The organism is Floridaenema flaviceps BLCC-F50 (assembly GCF_041929275.2).
Classification (GTDB): domain Bacteria; phylum Cyanobacteriota; class Cyanobacteriia; order Cyanobacteriales; family Aerosakkonemataceae; genus Floridanema; species Floridanema flaviceps.
On record NZ_JBHFNR020000002.1, the window covers coordinates 173,341 to 194,209 of the forward strand.

The following is a 20,869-nucleotide window of genomic DNA, read 5'->3' on the forward strand; positions in this document are numbered from 1 at the left end:
GGGTAAACTTGGCAAATGAAAACATACGATTGGATTGTCGTTGGCGGCGGAATCACAGGTGCAGCATTAGGTTACGAACTCGCAAAAGTAGGCTTTTCTGTGCTACTTTTAGAGAAAGAAGTTAAGCCACAAAATGCTACTCGTTACAGTTATGGAGGTTTAGCATATTGGTCAGGAACAACGGAACTAACTCGGCAACTTTGCGCCGAAGGAATCGCCCATAATCGCATTTTATCTGAAGAGTTAGAAACTGATACAGAGTTTCGGGAATTAGACCTAATTTTAACAATTGATACCACTGAAGATCCCGAAAAAATTGCCTCTGCTTACAGTCATTTTGCTATTGTGCCAAAACTACTAAATACCAAAGAAGCTTGTGAAGTCGAACCTTTATTAAATCCTGACTCTATCAGTGGGGTTTTAACAGTTAAACATGGACATATTAACCCAGAATTAACCGTCCAAGCTTACACTCAAGCTATGATTCACTTAGGCGGAGAAATCCAAATAGCTGAAGTTTTGGGTTTCCTTCAGGAAAAGCAGCGAATTTTGGGAGTAAAAACGGCAAATGAAACTTACCAAAGTGCTAATGTTGTAGTTTGTGCTGGGGGAGTTAGTCGCAGTTTACTAAAAGCTGCGGGAATCAACACTAGAGTATATTTTACCCATGCTGAATTAATCGAAATTCCTCCGGTTGATATCGAGTTACAAACTTTAATTATGCCAGCACAACTAAAACGGTTTCAACTAGAAGCAGAGTCTACAAAATTGGAAGTTGAACATCTTTGGGAACAACCAGAAACAGAGATAGTTCCTTATATTTTAGATCCGGGTGCGATTCAATTTAAAAATGGCAGAATTATCATCGGACAAATTAGCCGGACTTTGAGCGATCGCCATGCTAAAATCGATCGGACAACCAGCGAAACCGATCTACGTACTCAAGTAGGAAAAATTCTGCCCAAATTGGCAAACTTACCAGGAACCTGGCATCATTGTTTAGTAGCATTTAGTCATAACCGATTACCTGTTGTTGGGGAAATTCCCAATTTTACAGGCATTCATATTTTCTCCGGTTTTAGTAATCCTTTAGTGTTTGTTCCCCCATTAGCAAAACGTTTTGCTAAGGCACAAATTGAAGAGGATTCTATTATTAATCAACTAAAACTATCGTAAAAAACTGAAACTAAAACCAAATCTGGTTCCCTGGCTAGTCATTAATTTGGTAGTCTGTAGGGTGCGTCAGAACCTCAAAAACATATTCATTACCTCAAATGTTACTGTCTGACGCACCCTACTAATAAAACTGCTAGCGAAAGCCAAATTCAATCCTTGAAATTTCAGTTAAATCAGCGATTAATTAGCGCACCAGTTGAGGGAACAATTTTTCAGTTTCCGATTCAACGGGCTGGAACTATAGTACAAACTGGGCAAGCGATCGCTCAAATTGCCCCCAAAGAAGCCGTTCTTGTATTCAAAGCACAAATGCCTATTTCCGAAAGTGGATTTTTGCATCAAGGAATGCCCGTTAAACTAAAATTTTATGCCTATCCATTCCCAGATTACGGAGTAGTAGAAGGACACTGACAGAATATGAAAGCTAAAGAAGTGCTAAGACGGTATGCAGAAGGGCAAAGAAACTTTCAAGGTATAAATATTCGAGGTGAATCTTTCCAGGGATATGATTTGTCAGGTGCAGACTTTTCGGAGGCGGATATTAGGGGAACTAACTTTGCTAAAGCTAACTTAACTGGCGCTAACTTTATTGGCGCACAAGCAGGACTGACTAAGGGGTGGGCGATCGCTTTGTTCTGCGCTTGTTTAGTTATTTTGGTGTTTTCAAGTTTTTTTGCATCATCCTTAGTTCTGTTAATCGGAGGCTTAATAGGAGCAATAAAGAATTCCAAGGGAGTCATTACTGATTGGATAAACTTATTCATTGTTTTAGTTTTTATTTCTTTATGTATTTATCGAGGAATTAACTCGGCTCTCGTCGCCGTCCCCTTCGCCGTCGCCGTCGCCTTCGCCGTCGCCGTCCGCTTAGCCCTCGCCTTGGGCAAAGCCTTCGTCGCCGTCCCCGTCGCTGTCCCCGTCGCCGTCGTCGTCCCCTTCGCCGTCGCCTTAGCCGTCCCCTTCTCCGTCCCCGTCGCCAGAGCCGTCGCCTTCGCCTTCGCCTTCGCCTTCGCCTTCGTCGTCACCAACACCTTCGCCACCGTCCCCGTCGCCTTCGCCGCCTTCCCCTTCGCCTTCGCCGTCGCTGTCGCCTTCGCCTTCGCTGTCCCCTTCGCCTTCGCGGTCTTCCCCTTCGCCTTCGCCGTCGCCTTCGCCGTCGCTGCCGCTGTCCCCTTCGCCTTCGCCGCCTTCCCCTTCGCCATCGTCATCATCTTCATCAACATCACCTACGCCCTGGCCGTGGCCTTGTCCACAGCCACAGCGATGGCTATCGCTGTGGCTGTCCCCGTCGCCTTAGCCTACGTCGTGGCCTTGTCCATCCCCGTCGGCTTCTCCGCCTTGATCTACTTGTTATTCTCCGCCTTCGGCGGCTCCCCCTACGCCACCGCCTTCCCCTTGGACATCGCCATCCCCTTCGCCGTCAGTTGTTTATTTGTTTTGGTGTTTGTTTATCGCGGCTGGCGTGCTATTCAAGGAAACCCTGTGGATGCGTGGATTCGTTCGATTGCGGTTGCCTTTGCTGCAACTGGTGGAACCAGTTTTTACAACGCTAACTTAACTGATGTTGATTTCACAAGAGCCAGACTAAAAAACACAGATTTGAGAAAAGTAAATCTAACTCGCACTTGCTTTTATGGGGTAGAAAAACTTAACCTTGCTAGAGTTGGCGATTCGATATTAGCAATTCAAATTGTTAACTATTAGCGAAATCGTAGAACAGAAAATAAAATTTGTTGTCAGCACTTCAACCAGGGAACGAGGTGAAAGGAGGTTCTACCTCCATTGCTGCAAGATCTGAGTATAGCCTGATTTGTCAATGCGTAAGTCCACAAGGATTCCCAATCCCCAATCCCCAGTCCCTAGTCCCCAATCCCCAGTCCCTAAAACCATGAAAACCTTAAAAATCACAACTTCCGCCCTGTTCACTTTCTTGAGTTTAGCACTACCCGCCTTAGCCCAAACTAACGCACCTCAAACCACAGCACAAGTTACCGAAGATCAAATAATTAATGCTTGTGTCCAAGGTAGACCAGAAAGTTTGCCCATTCCCTTTCGAGACTTATCACCAAATGATTGGGCATTTAAAGCTGTGATGAACTTATATTACTGTGGTGCGATCGGTCCTAACACCCCACCAGAAGCAATCGAAACAATTAGAAATAATCAAAGACGCAGAGTACAAACAACTACACCCAACTATCAAAATAATCCCACCCCACCAAACATTTCCTTCTAAAAAAGTTCGTTGTGAGGACTTCAGTCCTTCCCAGAATAGAAGACTAAAGTCTTCACAACAAACGATCGGGACTTATGCACTAACCCTAAATATGTTGGAATGGTGCGTTACATTAGCATTAACGCACCCGAAGGAATTAGAATGGTGCGTTACATTAGCATTAACGCACCCGAAGGAATTAGGCTTTGCGTAAGTCCTGACGATTTTGAAGTGAGACTTTAAAAGCGGAATTGGGTTTGTAAGTTACCAACAAAAACTGTCGGGTTATCATCGAAATTGTTGATATTCCCAATCACATATAAAGAAGGCACAATGCTAATATTGGTGCTCAGGGGAAAAAAGTAAGTTGCACCAATTTCGTATTGAGTTCCGCCATTGCCACCGCCAGCAACTAAAAATCTCCGACCTTCCAGAACATCAAAGGGAATGACAAAAGTTAGAGTTGCTAAAGCACCTTTTTTCGCTAAGTCAGGAAAAGCTAAACCAGCTTGGATATTTTGGGCATTAATATTCCCATCAGGGAGTCTTGGATTAATCGGATCGATGTTGGTACTGGAATAGTAATAACGTCCAAAAATACCAAAACCTTTGGTAATTAACCAATCAAAGTTTATCCCAAAAGTATCAGCAGTAGCATCATGAACTCTGCCACCAAAACCATCATCAGCTACTCCTAAAATTGGCTGAAAAGAAATTTGTCCGCGAAAGTTTCTGGCTAAATTAGAACGCTGATAAAGTAGACGAATATTAGCCGTTGATGCAGGTTTAAAAGTCAACTCAGCCGTGATGGTATCTGCACCATTAAACAAACCTCTGTTAGGATCGGCAGCAGGACGTACACCAGGAATAAACTCAATATTTTCGACTAAATATCCGGTGCGAAATTCAAAGTTTTTCGAGATATTCCACTCGACAATTGCACCTCCACCCCGCTTGGTAGAAGTAAGAGTAGTGCTATTAATTTCATTAAAACTATTAGCACCTGTAGTAGGCAGAGTGAAAGGGTTAAAATCAAAGTGAAGATACCAGTTAATTCTCGGCCCAAAAGTAACTCGTAGGTTGTTAGCGACAGGAAAACTATAGTACAATTCCTGAAGGACAACTTCATTGGGAAATACACCAGCAGTTTGATCGAAAAATGGTGTACCAGCAGTGTTATATAAACCCGCAGAAAGTAATTGGTTGATTGGTGAATCACCATTTCCAGTTACTAATTTAGTGACTAAAGAATCTCTGCCATTAAAAGAAGTATTCAAGGTTAACCATGCTAATCCACTTAAGGTAGTATTGGGACTAGTTGCTCTTCTAACCATTGGGCGATTAGTCACAGGATCGCGCATGGCGTTAGCTGGAGGGCCACTAAAACCTTCAACTTTGACATTATCTCCAGCGATCGAAGCTGTGCTAACATTAAAAGCAACAAACCCCCGAAGTTTAGTAGTAGTTGAAAATTGATTTGCTTCTACTTCATTAACTCTGGCTTCTAAAGCATCTACACGACCGCGCAAAGTTGCTAATTCCGAAGCAAATTCTTCTTGTAATCTTTGCAAACGATCTAAATCTTCACGACTAACACCTTGAGGTAAAGTAGCAATTAATTCTTGAATTCGATCCAAGCAACTATTTAATCCAGCGGCGAATTCATAACGAGTCAATGCTCGATTACCACGATAAGTTCGATCGGGATAACCTTCAATACAACCGTAACGTTCCACCAAAGATTGTAATGCTTGAAAAGCCCAATCTGTGGGTTGAACATCGCGCAATTGGGAAACAGATGTTACTTGATCTACTTCGGAAAAGTCTAGAGAATTAGTTGCAGTTTGGCTGGTGTCTCCTGAATCAGAAACTTGAGCAACTACGATCGCCTCTTCATGCCGATCTCTTCCATTGTCTGCCACCTCTGCGGCGAAGGCACCCCAAGACATTAACCCGCTAGCAACCAAAATCGTGGGACTAACTAACCAATGCCACAAAAATTTACTCATTTCTCCTCACACCAAAAAAAGCTAGTAAAACATAAGATACTAACAAACCTAGATATACCTAATAGTAAAATTCAGCCAAAAACTGTTTTATCTGATACTGGCATAATACTGAGGGAGCAAATGCCAAAGAGTAGCTTATGATGGAAAGCTGGCATACTTTGAAGTTGCGTCAGTTGCTCCATGAACATAACTGCTGGTAAAGTCCTACAAAATGGCAAGTACGTCCTAGATGGCGCTATTGGTCAGGGAGGATTTGGCATCACCTACAAAGCTACCCACAACTATCTAGGACAGACAGTTGTCATCAAAACCCTGAACGAAGAACTGCGCCGAGAAGGGTATTTCGAGCGATTTGAGCAACAATTTGTTGCCGAAGCCCAAAGACTTGCCAAATGTCTGCACCCCAACATTGTGCGAGTGCTAGACTTTTTTGAGGAAGATGGGCGGTCTTTCATTGTCATGGATTATATTCCAGGCTTGACCCTAGCCGAATTAGTTGCTCCCGGAAAGCCTTTGGTAGAAGCACAAGCGATCCACTACATCCGTCAAATTGGTTCAGCTTTAAAGGTAGTTCACAACAACGGGTTACTGCACCGAGATGTCAAACCCCAAAATATTATTCGGCGCGAAGGGACTCAAACAGTAATCTTGATTGATTTTGGGATTGCCCGCGAATTTACCCCTGGAGTTACCCAAACTCATACAGGCGTATTGTCAGCCGGATATGCACCTATAGAACAATATTTACCACAAGCTCGCCGTAGTCCAGCTACAGATGTTTATGCTTTAGCTGCGACGCTTTATTTTTTGCTGACAGGACAACCACCAGTAGCATCTGCATTGCGCGATCGCATTTCTCTTCCTAATCCTAGCCAACTCAACCCCAACATTAACCGCCAAACAGAACAAGCAATTTTGCGGGGGATGGAAATGGAAGCCGCCAAACGCCCGTCAACCATAGAAAATTGGTTATCCCTACTGCCAGACACAGAAACGGAAAACGATCCGGCCCTAGATAGCGTCACCGAAACTATAATGCCGGATAGTGCGATCGGCAACCCGGTTCGTCAAAAAGTAGCCCTTCCCTCAATCTTCCAAAATCCCAAATTCAAATCATTAGCTATTACCGCATCGATCGCCGCCTTAGTCGGAATGACAATCGGTTTAGCCCTCCGCTTCAGCAATGGCGGAACCATCATCCAGCGCCCACAGTCCTTCCCCCCCACCCAAAATTGGCCCACCGCAGAACCTACGATTACACCCACCCCCGAACCAGAAGCAACCCCAGAAAACCCTCAACCTAAAAACTCACAACCTCGAAGAAATTCAAATTCATCAACTACAAGAAACACACAACAAACACCTGTAGTCGAAGCACAACCTACCCCACAACGCCCTCGCCGCCGAGTCCGTTCTGAACAGCCCAAAGAGCAGCCTGTACGCAGCTACCGCCAAACCACACCCCCACCCCAAACCACCACAGAAACCCCCAACTCCAACCCACCAGAAGCAACAACGATCGATCCCAACTCCTCTCCCAATTCCAACACCTCAACCACCCCAGAAACAAATTCCCCACCCCAAACCCAACCCACACCAACTACCAATTCCGTAACTACAAATAATCAAAATCAATCGCAAACCGAACCTTCTCCATCTCCAGCCGTCCAAATAATGCCCCCTATCCCCGCCACTGAGGAAACGGGGACGCAAAGACGCAAAGAGGCGGAGACACAGGAAACACAGGAAACACAGGAAACACAGGAAACTCAGGGAACACAGGGAACACAGGAAGGTGGAGACACGAAGTTGTGAAGAGGCTGTTGACACGATTGCTGCTAAAGTCGAACTAAAAGCCTTCTTCCTTTGTGCCCTGGAGCCTTCTTGTACTAGCTCGAATGCTACCTACACTCTCACCGTAGGCTTTGACCAAACATAAGGTTGAAACGGTTTGTCCAGGGGCGTTCTGGCAATATGATTCGTGTAATTGTGCATGATCTTAATTGCAATGCCAAGGATGACTTCCAGCACTTGCTGTTGGGTATAACCCGCTCTTAAAAATGCTTCGATCTCACTATCTTCTACCCAACCTCGCGCTTGAATCATGCGTTGGGTGAATTGCCGCAATGCTTGTAATTTGCGATCGCTCAACGGTATTCCATTCCGTAGTGCATGAATATCGTCAGCCGTCATGCCAATCATCTTAGCTAAACCAGAATGAGCCGCCATGCAGTAATGACATTCGTGTTCATAATTTGCGGTTAGGTAAATCACCTGCTGCTCAATGGGCGTGAAACTGGTGGCTTCAAATAAGTCCCACAATGCCATCGAGCCTTTTAAGAGAGATGGCGCTTGGGCGAAAATGCCTTCTAGATTCGGAATAAAGCCAAATGTTGCTTTCGCCTGAGCTAACGCCGCTTTGGACGCTTCAGGAGCGGTATCGATCGTGTAAATCGGGAAGTCCATTAACATTTACCTCCAAAAATACTAAGTAGACCATTCTGTCTACCTATTAAAATGGTATTGTAGAGTAAAACAGACAAACTTGTCTACTCCAGATGAGTACCCAATCTAGTCAAGCTCGACAACAAATTCTCGAAACTGCGTCGGAATTGTTCTATAAAAAGGGCATTCAGTATGTGGGCATTAACGAAGTGATTGCAGAATCGGGGGTGGCGAAACGGACGCTCTATCGCTGGTTTCCCTCAAAAGATTTATTGATTGAAGAAGTGATGAAGTATCGTGCTGCTCAATGGATACATTGGTTTGAAACAGCAGTATCCGAGCGCGGCAATACACCCAAAGAGCGGTTATTATCTACCTTCGACGTGCTGCGAGAATGGTATGCAAGTCCCAACTTTCGCGGCTGCCCCTTCATCAATGCGGTTCTGGAAATTGCTGATGCTTCCCACAAAACCCATCAGGTTTCGATCGATTTACGAGAGTCCATTCGCCAGATCGTCATGCGATTAGCAGCAGAGGCAGGTGTAAAAAACCCAGACTTTTTTTCGCGACAGTATTTGCTGCTGATCGGTGGCGCAAGCTTAATGGCAACGATCGAACAATCACCAGAAGGGGCAACCTTTGCCCAAACAGCTTTATCAGTTTTAATTGATGCGAATGTAGGTGATTAATTGAAAACGCCTTCGCGTCCCCGCTCCTCCTCCGAGCGCGTTATAATTCAGTCGGTTATCAAGGAGCGAAATTTTCCATGAGTAATCCTCTGATTCAAGCTTTTTTCGTGGGCAGAGCAGTTGCCGAAACCCTTAACCAGCAACTAGAGTACGCTCTGACTAACTTGATGAGCGAAGTCGGCAAATTTGATGCCGAACAAAGGGAAAACTTGCGCCAATTTACGGAACAAGTTTTAGAAAGGGCAAGAAGAGAAGAAGAATTGTCCATGCAGGGGCGGACTAGTGGCTATACTTCTCCCTATAGTTCTGCACCAAATAAAGAACAAGACCTGCAAGCGATGATTGATGAACTCAGAGCCGAAGTTGCCGAATTACGCGCCGAATTGCAGCGATATCGCATCAATCGTTCTGTCTAAAGTGGGAAAGGACTTGTGGGAATACAGTAATCTTACTAGAAAGGTGAGAAGTTTCTCTCTTTTGAGCTTTTCCCGCTAACCGCTTTAGTCTGTATAGTATAGAGAAGAGACGGCAGCTAAACTGGCTGCACGTTAATCATAGGTCAAGGAAATTTTTTCTTGATTTATTAAGTTAAGTAAAGCTGTAAACGCGAGTATCTGTCCTGCCTTACCATCCCATGCCGAAGCGATATAGCGATCGCCCACAATCAGAAAAACTTTCCCCAGGCGAAGGAGTTGCCCTCCCAAAGGTATCAGGCAGGTCTTGGAATATGGGAAAACCGTACAAAGATAAAGCCTACCGTTGGAATCGAGAAAATTACTCTCGTCAACGCCGTTTCTTGGACATTTGGGGTTTCGTTCTCACCCTCATGTTTGAATTATGGCTAGACAGTAAACCCTGGAGTTATCCAGGGGGAATGACTGATGCCAAAAAAGCTGCCAGACGAAAAAAACAAGCCATCTGGATTCGAGACACTTTCCTCGATTTAGGGCCAACTTTTATTAAAGTTGGGCAATTGTTCTCGACTCGGGCTGATTTATTCCCCAGCGAATATGTAGAAGAACTCAGCAAACTGCAAGATAAAGTACCCGCTTTTAGTTATGGACAAGTAGAAGCAATTATCGAGCAGGATTTAGGCAAAAAAGTCCCGGAACTCTACCGCAGTTTTGACCCGATTCCTTTAGCAGCAGCTAGTTTGGGACAAGTACACAAAGCGCAACTACACTCCGGCGAAGAGGTAGTAGTGAAGGTACAGCGCCCGGGTTTAGTGAAGCTGTTTACGATCGATTTAGAAATTCTTAAAGGCATCACTCGTTACTTTCAAAATCATCCTAATTGGGGTCGTGGTCGAGATTGGTTAGGGATTTATGAAGAGTGTTGTCGCATTTTGTGGCTTGAAATTGATTACCTAAATGAAGGGCGCAATGCTGATACTTTTCGGCGGAACTTTCGCAATGCTGATTGGGTAAAAGTACCTCGCGTTTATTGGCGTTATACTTCACCAAGAGTGGTAACTCTGGAGTATCTACCGGGAATTAAAATAAGCCATTATGAAGCAATAGAAACAGCAGGATTGGATCGGAAAATATTAGCTCAATTGGGTGCAAAAGCTTATTTACAACAATTACTCAATTACGGCTTTTTCCACGCCGATCCTCACCCTGGTAACATCGCTGTTAATGCTGATGGAGCTTTGATTTTCTACGACTTCGGCATGATGGGGAAAATAGAAACCAACGTGCGGGAACAGTTGATGGAAACGCTGTTTGGCATTGCTTCTAAAGATGGCGATCGCGTCATGAATTCCCTAGTTAAACTCGGTGCTCTATCTCCTACCGATGACATGGGCCCAGTACGGCGATCGATCCAGTATATGCTGGATAACTTCATGGATAAGCCGTTTGAAAACCAGTCGGTAAATGCGATCGCAGATGACCTATACGAAATAGCCTACGATCAGCCCTTTCGTTTTCCCGCCACCTTTACCTTTGTCATGCGAGCCTTTTCTACCTTGGAAGGAGTTGGTAAAGGCTTAGACCCCGAATTTAATTTTATGGAAGTTGCTCAACCTTTCACAATGCAGCTTATGAGCGAAGGAAATGGTTTCGATCCGACAAACAGCATATTAGGAGAACTCGGTCGTCAAGCTGCACAAGTTAGCAGCACCGCCCTTGGTCTACCTTTGCGAATTGAGGATACACTGGAGAAACTAGAGCGAGGCGATATTCGTGTGCGCGTCCGCTCCACAGAAACAGACCGGATCTTGCGTCGGATTAATGGCACCCAAATGGGTACGACTTACGGACTAATAATAAGTGCTTTTACTATTTCTGCCACTATCTTATTTGTTCATGATAAGGTAGGTCTAGCGATCGTTGCTGCTGTAGTAGCAGTGATAGTGTCCATAGCCTTAATTCGGTTGCTACGACGCTTAGACCGCTATGAAAGAATGTTCTAAATTTGATTTTGTTACTCATTTTGTTGGTATATTACCAAGGGTATGAAAAGTAGCTTTGAAGGTGTCTCTGACCCCGGACTGGTACGCCAGGTAAACCAAGATGCTTATTACATCGACCCACAAGGACGATTTTTTATCGTCGCTGATGGGATGGGCGGACACGCGGGTGGTCAAGAGGCAAGTTGGATTGCTACTAAAGCTATCCAGTCCTATCTGGATGAACATTGGAATTCCGAGCAAGATTCGGTAAGCCTTTTAGAAGCAGCGTTCTATCAAGCAAATCAGGCAATTTTAGACGACCAAGGCAAACACCCAGAACGGTCAGATATGGGAACGACCGCAGTGGTACTAGTGTTTCGAGAACAGTGTCCTTGGGTAGCTCATGTAGGTGATTCGCGCCTCTATCGTCTGCGTTCCTCAAAATTGAAGCAAATCACCGAAGACCATACCTGGGTCGCCAGAGCTATGAAAGCGGGAGATTTGACCCCCAGACAAGCGAAAACTCACCCTTGGCGACATATGTTATCCCAATGTTTGGGCAGGGAAGATTTAGCTAAGGTAGAAATTCACACCCTGGATGTCCAAAAGGACGATCGCCTACTCTTATGCAGCGACGGACTCACAGAAGAAGTCTCAGAATCAGCCATTGCCAAGCTCTTAGAGTATCCTTTATGTGACAAAGCTGCCACTGCTCTGGTAGAAGCAGCTAAAGAGAATGGCGGCAGAGACAATATTACTGTGGTGATTGTGGCGATCGAAGATTCTCTGGGTCAGGAATCTTAAGCAAAACCAGAAAAATTGAAATGCTTTATGCGATCGGATCTGGATGAAGCAATATATACATCCAGTTGATTTAGCATATCGATGGCTTTCTATCCCGCTTCTGTTGCCCTTTCCAGTCTCAGCTGCCTGGAAAGCAAATAAAATTTTTTCAACTAAATAAGTAATTCTACCCAGGGTTTTTGTTCATACTGAGCAATTTTTCTTGTAAGTACTTGCTAAAAATACCATTAAGCGCTAAGGAAGTGCCCGGAAACGCTTATCCTCCTTTTGATTATAGAAGTATACATCCACAGCAGTATGAGCAATTTGTCAAATTATTGTTATATTCTGTAATATAAGGTAGAAAGCAATCTACCGCATCTGCTCAAACTGTATGGGATAAAGACTTCTAAAGTCAGCACACTTATTCTCTTTCTTAGGAGTTAGTCATGAATCAACCTATCGAACTTTCTCTAGAACAGCAATTCAATATTCGTTCCTTCCAAACCCAAGTACAACAAATGAGCCTTGAACAAGCACAAGACTTCCTGATGAAGCTCTACGAGCAAATGATTTACAGAGAAGCGACCTACAAACATCTACTCAAGCACCAGTGGGGCTTAGAACCAAGTCCACATTTTGAATAGAGAATCGTCGCAGTCGGCGACCTCCTTCTCTTGCTTTGTTCCTTGGGGAAAGAAGCTGGGGATGATGGGGCGTCAACTAAACGATTAACCCAAAATTCAAAGAAGAACTCACTAGTGAAAAAGCTTCTGAGTACTACTAGAAACTAACTGAACTACTTTCCAACTCACGCGAGCGCTCCACAATCAATTCTTTCCCATAATTGGCCTTGCTTGTCACCAGAACTCATGCCAATTTCCCATCAAGGCCATGAGGCTAAAACAAATTAATTTGACTAAATTATCAATAAAAAACTTTATGGGGGAACGGAAGCCTAGTTTTCCCCCAAATCGGCATATTTTCCGCCAGCAAACCTGTTAATTTAACTTTTTCTCTCTAATTTGTCATCCAGATGACCTAAAGAAGAACTAGATTCTAGTTTCATCAACATTTGCGGCTTAATCCTTTCAAACTGATTATGAAGCAACTCTTTACTCATTTTTGGAGAGCCCGCCGAGATCAACCCCTGGCTAGTTTGTGACCACTGTTGTAGTAATTGGCATTGGCTAGGAGCAATACTCACGCTGAGTACATGAATACAGTGTTTTGGCTCCTCCAAAGGAAATAACAACACCAAATATCGACCTGTGTCCCCCAAAAGTTTAGTAATCTCCTCACCTTGAGGGGTTTTCATATCCAAATAACAACGTAACCACCTAGCACCAGCCGCACGAGTGTAAAGTGCCGTAATCCACAGCAGCATCGGATGAGGAGTCATGGAAAACAAGAATTGGTTATAACGCTTGCAAACCATACGCTGTTGAATGTCCGACTTCTTCAGCATTACCCAGAGAGTAGCTAACTTCTGCTTACCATTACCCAAAGTATTGGGGAAGACAATTTCTGCTTGCGGCTTATCTGGAGGCCAAGTTTGCATTCTCGCCAACTGCTCCATTTCCTTTGGTGAAGCCGAAGGTATGTTCAGCATTTTTGCTTGGTGTACTTGGGAGATTTCCGAAAGTTTTCTCCCAATACCTTGACCAATTTGCCTACCTGTACTATACTTCTGCTCTAAAGGTTCTAAGGTTTTCAGAATATGTGCTACTGACTGAGGACGTTCGTTGGGTGTTTTTGCCAAACAACTTATGATTAAACTTTCTAGAGCTTTTGGCACTTTTAAGTTAGGATTGGTGGAATCGAAAGAGCGTGGTTTCTGGAAGTGATGAACCTTATACCAACCTCCAAAAGAGTGGGTTTCTGCCTGTAATGGCATTTTTCCGGTGAGCATTTCAAACATTAAGACACCGAGACTGTAAATATCTGAGCGGTTGTCTAGTTCCTTACCCTCCATTTGTTCTGGGGAAGAGTAAGCCAGAGTTCCTAAATAATAATTAGTTTGGTCGCTATCGGCTTGACGTAGTTTGGCAATGCCAAAGTCGAGAATTTTTACTAATTGTCCTAGACTGGGGTCTTGGATTACTAATATGTTGCTGGGTTTGATATCCCGGTGAATAATTGAGCAGATTTGTCCTTCAACAGGGATGCCGTTATGAGCACATTGTAATCCTAAGCAGATTTGTCGCGCTAAGCTGAGGAATTTGGGTAAAGGCAAGGCTTGAGCACGAATTACATCACTAAGACTTTCTCCCTGTAGATATTCCATTACGTAAAATGGCGTGCTGTTTTCGTCCACGCCATAATCTGTGACGCGGACAATATGTAAACTTTTTTGACCTAAAAGGGCACAGGTTCGGGCTTCTTGTTCAAATCGCTCGCGCAATCGCAGTTTTTGATTTTGAATTCCTAATGACAGGAATTTAACGGCGACGGGGACTCCTCCCAACAATGTGTCATTAGCCAGATAAACCCGACCCATAGCGCCTGTCCCTATCAACTCCATCAGCTGATAACGACCATCAAGTAAGCGACCAATATTTGGGTCTTTTGGATCTGTCATTTTGATAAAGCTCCGCTCAAAAAGGAGCGTTAATGAAATATAAGAGCAGGTCAGTTGGGTATGAACTGTTTTTTGGTTCTTCTATCTTCATAACATCGGGAAATTACCTCGATTTCTCAGATAGAAAAATGCCTTTTACCCCGCTAGATAGTAGCCTTACTTCCCCTTAACTTTCATGAAATACCTGCCTTTGGCGATGGCATCATTTACGGGTCAGCGCCATGAGACAGAGGGATAAACTGTACTTGTAAGTAGGCTTTTTCCGGCTAAATTGGCTAGAAGGAATTACCCTAGCTGCTAGTAGCAAGGTGCCTATTCACTTAATTTATCTAGATATTAGAAAATAGGATACCGAATCATTGATGAAGTTAACGGTCAAAATGGGTACCGGGCTAGTCAATAAAACAATACCTATTTTCTTGGTTCTCCAAAAAAGTTGGAGAGTGCTGACCTCCTTTTCAAAATCTAACCTTTGCTTTGTTAAGTTTCAAACTATCCGTGAGTTAAATAGGTGATGCTTTGGTTACTAAACCTCACATCAAAGGGAAAATTCTCTTGATTTGACCAAATCATCACAATTGTTGACTATCAAGAATAATTCTATTCTGGCTGACGCTCTAATGTGACTTCCATCATACTAGTTAAGTAATGTCCAGCTAGAATGCTGCTGGACATATAGTATCGGTTGTCGGTTATTTGGTGCATGGTTTCAAAACCGCTGCGGCGTTGTCGATCGCCTAATACCCAGTATCGTTGGACGATCGATTCTGGGGCGATCCAGCCTTCACCTTCGACGCGCCCTAATAAATTATGCTGCAATACGAATGTATACTGGCGTTCCCCAAGATCTAAACGTCCCCGGTACTGAAAGGTGATGTTTTCCCGATCGCTCTCAGGAAACATTAACTGAGTCACCATCGTGAACCAGTTTTCTCGCCACGCTACCAAGGTTTTCCCTTTAACAATAATAGGCATTCCGTTACGTTCAAGCCAGTTTCCTTGTAACGTCCAGCGCCCAGACTCTAACAGAAAGGTGTGAGCCACGCTTCTATCCCTTGCTACGATTGCTCACTGCTCGATTATAAGGACTCTATGCTAACACGCAGTCCATTGGTAACAAGGTGAATATTCCCCAAAGTTACTTCTTTTTGGGCACCTGTCACCTGCGTAAGATTACCAGCTATTCCCTGATTTCGCCAATAGGCTAATACAGCGAATGCGATCGCTTCTTTATAGTCTGCACTCATACCAACTTCATCTGTGGTGAGAACAGGGATTTTTGTTTCTGAGTTTTGGTTTAAATTGGTTTCCAAGCGTTTCTTTAAGTAATGATTTCGACTACCTCCACCACAAATTAACACTCTATCTGGCATTTTTGGCAAGAAGTTGCGGTAACTCTGTACTATTGAGGCGACGGTAAGTTCGGTCAAGGTTGCCAGAAAATCACCCGAACTTAGTTCATATTCTTTAATATCTGCTAAACAGTTTTGCAAGTAATCTACGCCAAACAATTCTCTACCTGTAGATTTAGGAGGTGGTTCTTGGAAAAATGGCTGTTTTAGCCAGCGTTTGACTAAGGGAATACAAGGTGTACCACTAGCCGCCCATTCACCATTTTTGTCGTAGGTTTTGCTCCCAGCTGTTAAATACTGCACTGCTAAATCTAAAAGCGAGTTTCCGGGGCCTGTGTCCCAACCGCAGACTGATTGTAACCAATTTTCTTGACTGCGAGGTGGTAAATAGGTTACATTTCCAATCCCTCCGATGTTTTGTATGCAGCGATGTTCGGTGGGATGGCTCAAAAGGAAGGCATCGATGCGGGATACTAAGGGCGCACCTTGTCCGCCACAGGCGATGTCTGCTACGCGAAAGTTACTTATGGTGTTTATTCCAGTTAACTGAGCAATTACTTCTCCCCGACCTAATTGCAGACTGTATCCTAAACTAGTGCTGCTTCCGGGGATATTGGGTGGGCGATGGTATACTGTTTGTCCGTGTGAGCCTATTAGTTCGGCTTTTGGGTGGTTTGTTTGAATGTTTTGGGCGGCTTGGGCGAAGACTTGGGCGATCGTATCATCTAATTGAGCTAATTCTGCCATAGAAATAGCCGAGTTAGCACAAACTGCTAAAATTTTTTCTCTTAATGCAGGCGGATAGGGGTATGTTTCCCCAGCCAACAGTTCAATTTTCAGGTCAAGTTCTGTGCCGGAAATTTCTACTAATGCGGCATCGATTCCATCTACTGATGTACCACTTATTAAACCTATTACTCTGGTCATTTGGTAATGAGTAAGTTAACCAATTAATTATTATGGAACATTAACACTAAATCCGGGTTGATTCCACATTTTTTTTGGGAACCACGAAGGGACGATAGCGAAGTGAAACGCGATAGCGTTTTAGGACACGAAGAAAGAAGAAGAAAGGGCGAACTAAACTAGACTTGGTAGATTCCTTTTACGGCTTATTTAGATTTGGTTTGTTGGGTAGCGATGACGTGCAAATCTACTTCTTTGAGATATCTGACTAATTTTTGCACTAGGGAACCGCGCCAGAATAGTTCCCAACGAGATTTTTGTGATTGTCCTAAGACGACTTGGGTAATGAGATATTTGTGGGCGGTGTCTGCGATCGCTTGAGCAACATCTGTGCTGGTTACTCGTAAAAATATACCATTAAATTGACGACAAATATTTTCACAAGTTTCTATATGTATACTTTCTTCTTTAGTTAAAAAACGGTCTGGTGGAGTTACAAATAAAGCATAAAGACGGGCGTGTAATTGAGTGGCGATTCTTGCGCCTCTTCGTAATAATTGAATTGAGTTAGGATAGGTGGAAATGCAAACTAGAACTCGTTCATGAACGCTGCAATATCTATCAGTTGGACTGGCGGTAACGGCATCTTGTTCGATGTTATCGGCTACTTCTCTTAAAGCTAATTCTCTTAAGGCGACTAAGTGACGACGTTTAAAGAAATTATGTAAAGCTTGTTCAATTTTATCTGGGGCGTAAATCTTGCCTTCTTTTAATCTTTCTTGTAAGGTTTCTGGGGTGACATCGATAACTACTACTTCGTCTGCTTCGTCTAAAATGCGATCGGGAATTCGCTCCCTAACAACTATACCAGTAATTTTGGCAACTAAGTCATTAAGGCTTTCTAAATGTTGAATATTAAGCGTAGAATTAACATTAATTCCGGCTGCTAAAATCATTTCTACATCTTGATATCTTTTTTCTCTTAATGAGCCTGGTACATTGGTATGAGCTAATTCATCAACTAAGACTAATTGTGGCTGACGAGCAATAATGGCATCTGTATCCATTTCTTTTAAAGTCACGCCATTATGAATAATTTGTTTGGCGGAAACTACTTCTAAACCGATCGCTTTTTCCGCAGTTTCTTCCCGCCCATGAGTTTCTAATAATCCAATTACAACATCAATTCCTTCTGATTTTATTTGATGAGCTTCTTCTAACATTCGGTAAGTTTTACCAACGCCGGGAGCCATACCAATATATATTTTATGTTTGCCCCGACGCTGGGAATTAGATTGATAAAAAATCTCACTGGAATGAATCATAAATTATCCAATGCCAGATTTAATTTTAATACATTGACTCCTGGTTCTCCAAAAATGCCTAAAAATCTGCCGTCGATATTTTTAGTTACTAAAATTTCTACTTGGTTGGGATTTAGCGATCGCACTTTTGCCACTCTAGCAATCTGAGCTTTAGCTGATTCTACACTAATATGAGGATCTAAACTAGAGCCAGAAGTATAAACTAAATCTGCTGTTGGTGGAATCCCAATTTGTTTCAAACGATTGATTTTTGGTTCAATTCTTTTAATTAAATCGGGATTACTAGGAGCCAAATTACTAGCACCAGAAGTACCAGTTCTTTGGGTAATATTTTCTGGCTTCGTTGGCTCAAATTCTTGTTTGGTAAAACTACTGTAATTTGTAGTACTAGGGCGACTCCAAAAGTATCTTTCTGAAGTAAAAGGTTGACCAATCAAAGCTGAACCAATCACCTGTCCTTGGGCATTACTAATAATGCTACCATTAGCTTGATATTGCAGAGGTGGTAATAAACCTACTATTAACATAACTGCTGGATAAAGGATAGCTGTTAAGATCCACAATACCAAAGTAACACGAATTGCTCGCAAAGTTTCTCTAATCATTTTAAAAACGCTCCGGTTGAAAAATGACAACAAATAGATAAATAGAAAGACCTAAAGTTAATAAACCTAATAGACCGATCGCCCAAGCCGAACTTCGCTCAATTTCCCCACCAGCTGCCGCATAAACAGCAGGAGCAATTATTAGGTTCAAGCACATTCCTAAAAAGATTAAACTTGACCAAGGTCTTCTGCGTAACTGTATCTGTGCCAACTCAATAAATGCTGGTAAATTCATCATTTTTACCTCTATTATTTTTAAGCTAAACCCACCACAGAAATCAAAACATCAATAACTTTAATTGCGATAAAAGGTGCAACAACTCCGCCCACACCATAAAGCAAAATATTACGTTGCAAAAGTTGATTAGCAGTCAAAGGTCTAAACTTTACTCCCCTCAGTGCTAAAGGAATTAAAACTGGAATAATTAGAGCGTTATAAATTAATGCCGATAATACCGCAGACTGAGTACTTGCTAACCCCATAATATTCAGACTTTGTAAACCCGCCGCTGCAAAAATTACTGGCAGAATTGCGAAATATTTGGCGATATCATTAGCAACAGAAAAAGTGGTTAAAGCCCCGCGAGTAATTAATAATTGTTTGCCAATTGTCACCAAATCAATTAACTTTGTAGGGTCAGAATCTAAATCAACCATATTCGCCGCTTCTTTCGCCGCTTGAGTTCCAGAATTCATTGCTAAACCGACATTTGCTTGGGCTAAAGCTGGCGCATCATTAGTACCATCTCCCGTCATTGCTACTAATTTTCCCTCAGCTTGTTCCCTTTGAATTACAGCAATTTTGTCTTCAGGAGTTGCTTCGGCAATAAAGTCATCGACACCCGCTTCTTGGGCAATTACGGAAGCAGTAATTCGGTTATCTCCGGTTAACATAACTGTACGAACACCCATGCGTCTTAGTTGTTCAAATCTTTCCCGAATTCCGGGTTTAATGATGTCTTTGAGATAAATAATTCCGTAAATATCGCCATTTTGACAAACAGCTAAAGGTGTACCACCGAGGCGAGAAACTCTTTCATAAGCTTGGTCTAAATCTGCTGCTAATTTGCCGCCACGAGAACGCACAAATCCTTTAATTGCATCTACCGCACCCTTTCTGATTTCTCTACCATCTGGTAAATCTGTACCACTCATACGAGTTTTGGCGGAGAATTCAATTCCTTCGGCTTGGGTGCGATCGAAATCTACTTTAGCACCCAATTTTTCTGCTAATCTTACTATTGATTTTCCTTCCGGTGTTTCATCAAAAATACTAGCAGCTAAGGCGACACCAGCAACATCTTGTACGGAATGATCATTAACAGGAATAAACTCTTCTGCCAAGCGATTTCCTAAAGTAATTGTTCCGGTTTTATCTAATACTAAAGTATTAACATCGCCGCAAGCTTCTACCGCCCTTCCCGAAGTGGCAACTACATTAAATTGGGCAACTCTATCCATTCCAGCAATCCCGATCGCACTCAACAAACCGCCAATTGTAGTCGGAATTAATGCTACTAAAAGGGCAATTAAAATCGCTACGCTGACCGGATTTTTTACATAATTAGCAACAGGAGGAAGGGTTGCTACGACGATGAGAAATACTTGAGTTAAAACTGCTAGTAAAACTGTTAAAGCAATTTCATTTGGTGTTTTGCTACGTTCTGCGCCTTCTACTAAGGCAATCATTCTATCAATAAAACCTTTTCCAGGGTCAGCTGTTACTCTAATTGTTAGTTCATCGGAAATAATTTTTGTGCCGCCTGTAACAGAACTAGCAATATCAGAACCAGGTTCTTTTAAAACTGGTGCAGATTCTCCGGTAATTGCTGATTCATCTACAGAAGCAACACCGGAAATGACTTCTCCATCAGCGGGAATAATATCACCAGCAATTACTTTAACAATATCGCCTCGACGCAAAGTAGTAGAACTTACTTCTTGAACTTTGCCATCAGGAGAAAGTTTTTTCGCAACTGTATCTGATTTGGTAGAACGTAGGGCATCGGCTTGAGCTTTTCCTCTGCCTTCGGCAACTGCTTCTGCGAAGTTGGCAAAGACTAATGTGAAAAACAAAATTACCGTAATTAAACCATTGAAAAACCGCAAGTTTTCCCCAGGTACATTGCCAAACAAATAAGGATTAATCGTTAATAAAGCGGTGATAATTGTTCCAATCCAAACTACAAACATCACCGGATTTCTTACTTGTACGCGAGGGTCAAGTTTAACAAAAGAATCGCGAATTGCCCTTTGATAAATCCCTTTAGTATCTACTTTTGGTGTGTGGCGGCGCGAGTCTCTTCTGCCTTGGGGTGTACGTCTGGGTTTAGAAGTAGTTTTTGCCATTGGTTAAAAGTCCTTTTTTATTTGTAATGCGATTCCAGATCC

Annotated in this window: 20 protein-coding genes; 11 read left to right on the plus strand and 9 right to left on the minus strand. The window is 43.0% G+C overall.

Annotated elements, in window-relative coordinates:
• Positions 1-15 precede the first annotated feature (15 nt).
• The 5 genes from ACE1CI_RS20530 (at position 16) to ACE1CI_RS20550 (ending at position 3,631) form a co-directional block, all read left to right on the plus strand.
• Positions 16-1,176: an NAD(P)/FAD-dependent oxidoreductase gene (locus ACE1CI_RS20530; protein ID WP_413262182.1), complete on the plus strand. Its 1,161-nt coding sequence runs from the start codon at positions 16-18 to the stop codon at positions 1,174-1,176.
• Between the two features lie 156 nt (positions 1,177-1,332).
• Positions 1,333-1,587: an HlyD family efflux transporter periplasmic adaptor subunit gene (locus tag ACE1CI_RS20535; protein WP_413262183.1), complete on the plus strand. Its 255-nt coding sequence runs from the start codon at positions 1,333-1,335 to the stop codon at positions 1,585-1,587.
• Between the two features lie 6 nt (positions 1,588-1,593).
• Positions 1,594-2,877: a pentapeptide repeat-containing protein gene (locus tag ACE1CI_RS20540; protein ID WP_413262184.1), complete on the plus strand. Its 1,284-nt coding sequence runs from the start codon at positions 1,594-1,596 to the stop codon at positions 2,875-2,877.
• Between the two features lie 184 nt (positions 2,878-3,061).
• Positions 3,062-3,409: an S-layer protein gene (locus tag ACE1CI_RS20545; protein WP_413262185.1), complete on the plus strand. Its 348-nt coding sequence runs from the start codon at positions 3,062-3,064 to the stop codon at positions 3,407-3,409.
• A gap of 99 nt (positions 3,410-3,508) precedes the next feature.
• Positions 3,509-3,631: a hypothetical protein gene (locus ACE1CI_RS20550; protein WP_413262186.1), complete on the plus strand. Its 123-nt coding sequence runs from the start codon at positions 3,509-3,511 to the stop codon at positions 3,629-3,631.
• Here the strand turns inward: ACE1CI_RS20550 and ACE1CI_RS20555 are convergent.
• The gene (locus ACE1CI_RS20555; RefSeq protein WP_413262187.1) at positions 3,628-5,397 is read right to left on the minus strand and encodes an iron uptake porin; all 1,770 of its coding nucleotides are present in this window, start codon (positions 5,395-5,397) and stop codon (positions 3,628-3,630) included. The two genes, ACE1CI_RS20550 and ACE1CI_RS20555, sit on opposite strands and share 4 nt — an antisense overlap.
• A gap of 180 nt (positions 5,398-5,577) precedes the next feature.
• On the opposite strand from ACE1CI_RS20555, the gene ACE1CI_RS20560 reads away from it, so the two are divergent.
• A complete protein-coding gene (locus ACE1CI_RS20560; protein WP_496615654.1) occupies positions 5,578-7,212 on the plus strand; it encodes a protein kinase domain-containing protein in 1,635 nt (544 codons plus the stop codon).
• 90 nt (positions 7,213-7,302) lie between these two features.
• On the opposite strand, the gene ACE1CI_RS20565 is transcribed toward ACE1CI_RS20560, so the two are convergent.
• Positions 7,303-7,863: a carboxymuconolactone decarboxylase family protein gene (locus ACE1CI_RS20565; RefSeq protein ID WP_413262189.1), complete on the minus strand. Its 561-nt coding sequence runs from the start codon at positions 7,861-7,863 to the stop codon at positions 7,303-7,305.
• Between the two features lie 92 nt (positions 7,864-7,955).
• Here ACE1CI_RS20565 and ACE1CI_RS20570 point away from each other — a divergent pair, with 92 nt between their 5' ends.
• From ACE1CI_RS20570 to ACE1CI_RS20590, 5 genes are all read left to right on the plus strand, one after another.
• Positions 7,956-8,531 (plus strand): TetR family transcriptional regulator, encoded by a 576-nt coding sequence (locus ACE1CI_RS20570; RefSeq protein ID WP_496615655.1) that lies wholly within the window; start codon positions 7,956-7,958, stop codon positions 8,529-8,531.
• Positions 8,532-8,608: 77 nt separating this feature from the next.
• Entirely contained in the window at positions 8,609-8,947 is a 339-nt protein-coding gene (locus tag ACE1CI_RS20575; protein ID WP_413262191.1) for a DUF6825 family protein, read from the plus strand.
• A gap of 311 nt (positions 8,948-9,258) precedes the next feature.
• Positions 9,259-10,947 (plus strand): ABC1 kinase family protein, encoded by a 1,689-nt coding sequence (locus tag ACE1CI_RS20580; protein ID WP_413262206.1) that lies wholly within the window; start codon positions 9,259-9,261, stop codon positions 10,945-10,947.
• A gap of 42 nt (positions 10,948-10,989) precedes the next feature.
• Complete coding sequence (locus ACE1CI_RS20585; protein ID WP_413262192.1) at positions 10,990-11,730, plus strand: Stp1/IreP family PP2C-type Ser/Thr phosphatase; 741 nt, start codon at positions 10,990-10,992, stop codon at positions 11,728-11,730.
• A 428-nt stretch (positions 11,731-12,158) separates the two neighbouring features.
• On the plus strand, positions 12,159-12,356 hold the full coding sequence (locus ACE1CI_RS20590; RefSeq protein ID WP_413262193.1) for an NblA/ycf18 family protein: 198 nt from the start codon (positions 12,159-12,161) through the stop codon (positions 12,354-12,356).
• Between the two features lie 359 nt (positions 12,357-12,715).
• Here the strand turns inward: ACE1CI_RS20590 and ACE1CI_RS20595 are convergent, their stop codons facing one another.
• The 7 genes from ACE1CI_RS20595 to kdpB form a co-directional block, all read right to left on the minus strand.
• The gene (locus ACE1CI_RS20595; RefSeq protein ID WP_413262194.1) at positions 12,716-14,290 is read right to left on the minus strand and encodes a serine/threonine-protein kinase; all 1,575 of its coding nucleotides are present in this window, start codon (positions 14,288-14,290) and stop codon (positions 12,716-12,718) included.
• 600 nt (positions 14,291-14,890) lie between these two features.
• Positions 14,891-15,334 (minus strand): hypothetical protein, encoded by a 444-nt coding sequence (locus tag ACE1CI_RS20600; protein ID WP_413262195.1) that lies wholly within the window; start codon positions 15,332-15,334, stop codon positions 14,891-14,893.
• A 35-nt stretch (positions 15,335-15,369) separates the two neighbouring features.
• The gene (locus ACE1CI_RS20605; protein ID WP_413262196.1) at positions 15,370-16,569 is read right to left on the minus strand and encodes an anhydro-N-acetylmuramic acid kinase; all 1,200 of its coding nucleotides are present in this window, start codon (positions 16,567-16,569) and stop codon (positions 15,370-15,372) included.
• A gap of 185 nt (positions 16,570-16,754) precedes the next feature.
• Positions 16,755-17,873: a sensor histidine kinase KdpD gene (locus ACE1CI_RS20610; protein ID WP_413262197.1), complete on the minus strand. Its 1,119-nt coding sequence runs from the start codon at positions 17,871-17,873 to the stop codon at positions 16,755-16,757.
• Positions 17,870-18,478 (minus strand): K(+)-transporting ATPase subunit C, encoded by a 609-nt coding sequence (gene kdpC, locus ACE1CI_RS20615; RefSeq protein ID WP_413262198.1) that lies wholly within the window; start codon positions 18,476-18,478, stop codon positions 17,870-17,872. Before kdpC ends, ACE1CI_RS20610 begins: the two co-directional genes overlap by 4 nt.
• Position 18,479: 1 nt before the next feature.
• A complete protein-coding gene (kdpF, locus tag ACE1CI_RS20620) occupies positions 18,480-18,716 on the minus strand; it encodes a K(+)-transporting ATPase subunit F (RefSeq protein WP_413262199.1) in 237 nt (78 codons plus the stop codon).
• 17 nt (positions 18,717-18,733) lie between these two features.
• Complete coding sequence (gene kdpB / locus ACE1CI_RS20625) at positions 18,734-20,827, minus strand: potassium-transporting ATPase subunit KdpB (protein ID WP_413262200.1); 2,094 nt, start codon at positions 20,825-20,827, stop codon at positions 18,734-18,736.
• Positions 20,828-20,869: the final 42 nt, after the last annotated feature.

What these genes read in the sequence shown, in the direction of transcription:
- ACE1CI_RS20530 (WP_413262182.1), top strand. Translation starts at nt 16, where the DNA reads ATGAAAACATACGATTGGATTGTCGTTGGCGGCGGAATCACAGGTGCA.
- kdpC (WP_413262198.1), bottom strand. Translation starts at nt 18,478, where the DNA reads ATGATTAGAGAAACTTTGCGAGCAATTCGTGTTACTTTGGTATTGTGG.
- ACE1CI_RS20540 (WP_413262184.1), top strand. Translation starts at nt 1,594, where the DNA reads ATGAAAGCTAAAGAAGTGCTAAGACGGTATGCAGAAGGGCAAAGAAAC.
- ACE1CI_RS20590 (WP_413262193.1), top strand. Translation starts at nt 12,159, where the DNA reads ATGAATCAACCTATCGAACTTTCTCTAGAACAGCAATTCAATATTCGT.
- ACE1CI_RS20545 (WP_413262185.1), top strand. Translation starts at nt 3,062, where the DNA reads ATGAAAACCTTAAAAATCACAACTTCCGCCCTGTTCACTTTCTTGAGT.
- ACE1CI_RS20570 (WP_496615655.1), top strand. Translation starts at nt 7,956, where the DNA reads ATGAGTACCCAATCTAGTCAAGCTCGACAACAAATTCTCGAAACTGCG.
- ACE1CI_RS20550 (WP_413262186.1), top strand. Translation starts at nt 3,509, where the DNA reads ATGGTGCGTTACATTAGCATTAACGCACCCGAAGGAATTAGAATGGTG.
- ACE1CI_RS20565 (WP_413262189.1), bottom strand. Translation starts at nt 7,863, where the DNA reads ATGGACTTCCCGATTTACACGATCGATACCGCTCCTGAAGCGTCCAAA.
- kdpB (WP_413262200.1), bottom strand. Translation starts at nt 20,827, where the DNA reads ATGGCAAAAACTACTTCTAAACCCAGACGTACACCCCAAGGCAGAAGA.
- ACE1CI_RS20575 (WP_413262191.1), top strand. Translation starts at nt 8,609, where the DNA reads ATGAGTAATCCTCTGATTCAAGCTTTTTTCGTGGGCAGAGCAGTTGCC.
- ACE1CI_RS20585 (WP_413262192.1), top strand. Translation starts at nt 10,990, where the DNA reads ATGAAAAGTAGCTTTGAAGGTGTCTCTGACCCCGGACTGGTACGCCAG.
- ACE1CI_RS20555 (WP_413262187.1), bottom strand. Translation starts at nt 5,397, where the DNA reads ATGAGTAAATTTTTGTGGCATTGGTTAGTTAGTCCCACGATTTTGGTT.
- ACE1CI_RS20605 (WP_413262196.1), bottom strand. Translation starts at nt 16,569, where the DNA reads ATGACCAGAGTAATAGGTTTAATAAGTGGTACATCAGTAGATGGAATC.
- ACE1CI_RS20595 (WP_413262194.1), bottom strand. Translation starts at nt 14,290, where the DNA reads ATGACAGATCCAAAAGACCCAAATATTGGTCGCTTACTTGATGGTCGT.
- ACE1CI_RS20560 (WP_496615654.1), top strand. Translation starts at nt 5,578, where the DNA reads ATGAACATAACTGCTGGTAAAGTCCTACAAAATGGCAAGTACGTCCTA.
- kdpF (WP_413262199.1), bottom strand. Translation starts at nt 18,716, where the DNA reads ATGATGAATTTACCAGCATTTATTGAGTTGGCACAGATACAGTTACGC.
- ACE1CI_RS20610 (WP_413262197.1), bottom strand. Translation starts at nt 17,873, where the DNA reads ATGATTCATTCCAGTGAGATTTTTTATCAATCTAATTCCCAGCGTCGG.
- ACE1CI_RS20580 (WP_413262206.1), top strand. Translation starts at nt 9,259, where the DNA reads ATGGGAAAACCGTACAAAGATAAAGCCTACCGTTGGAATCGAGAAAAT.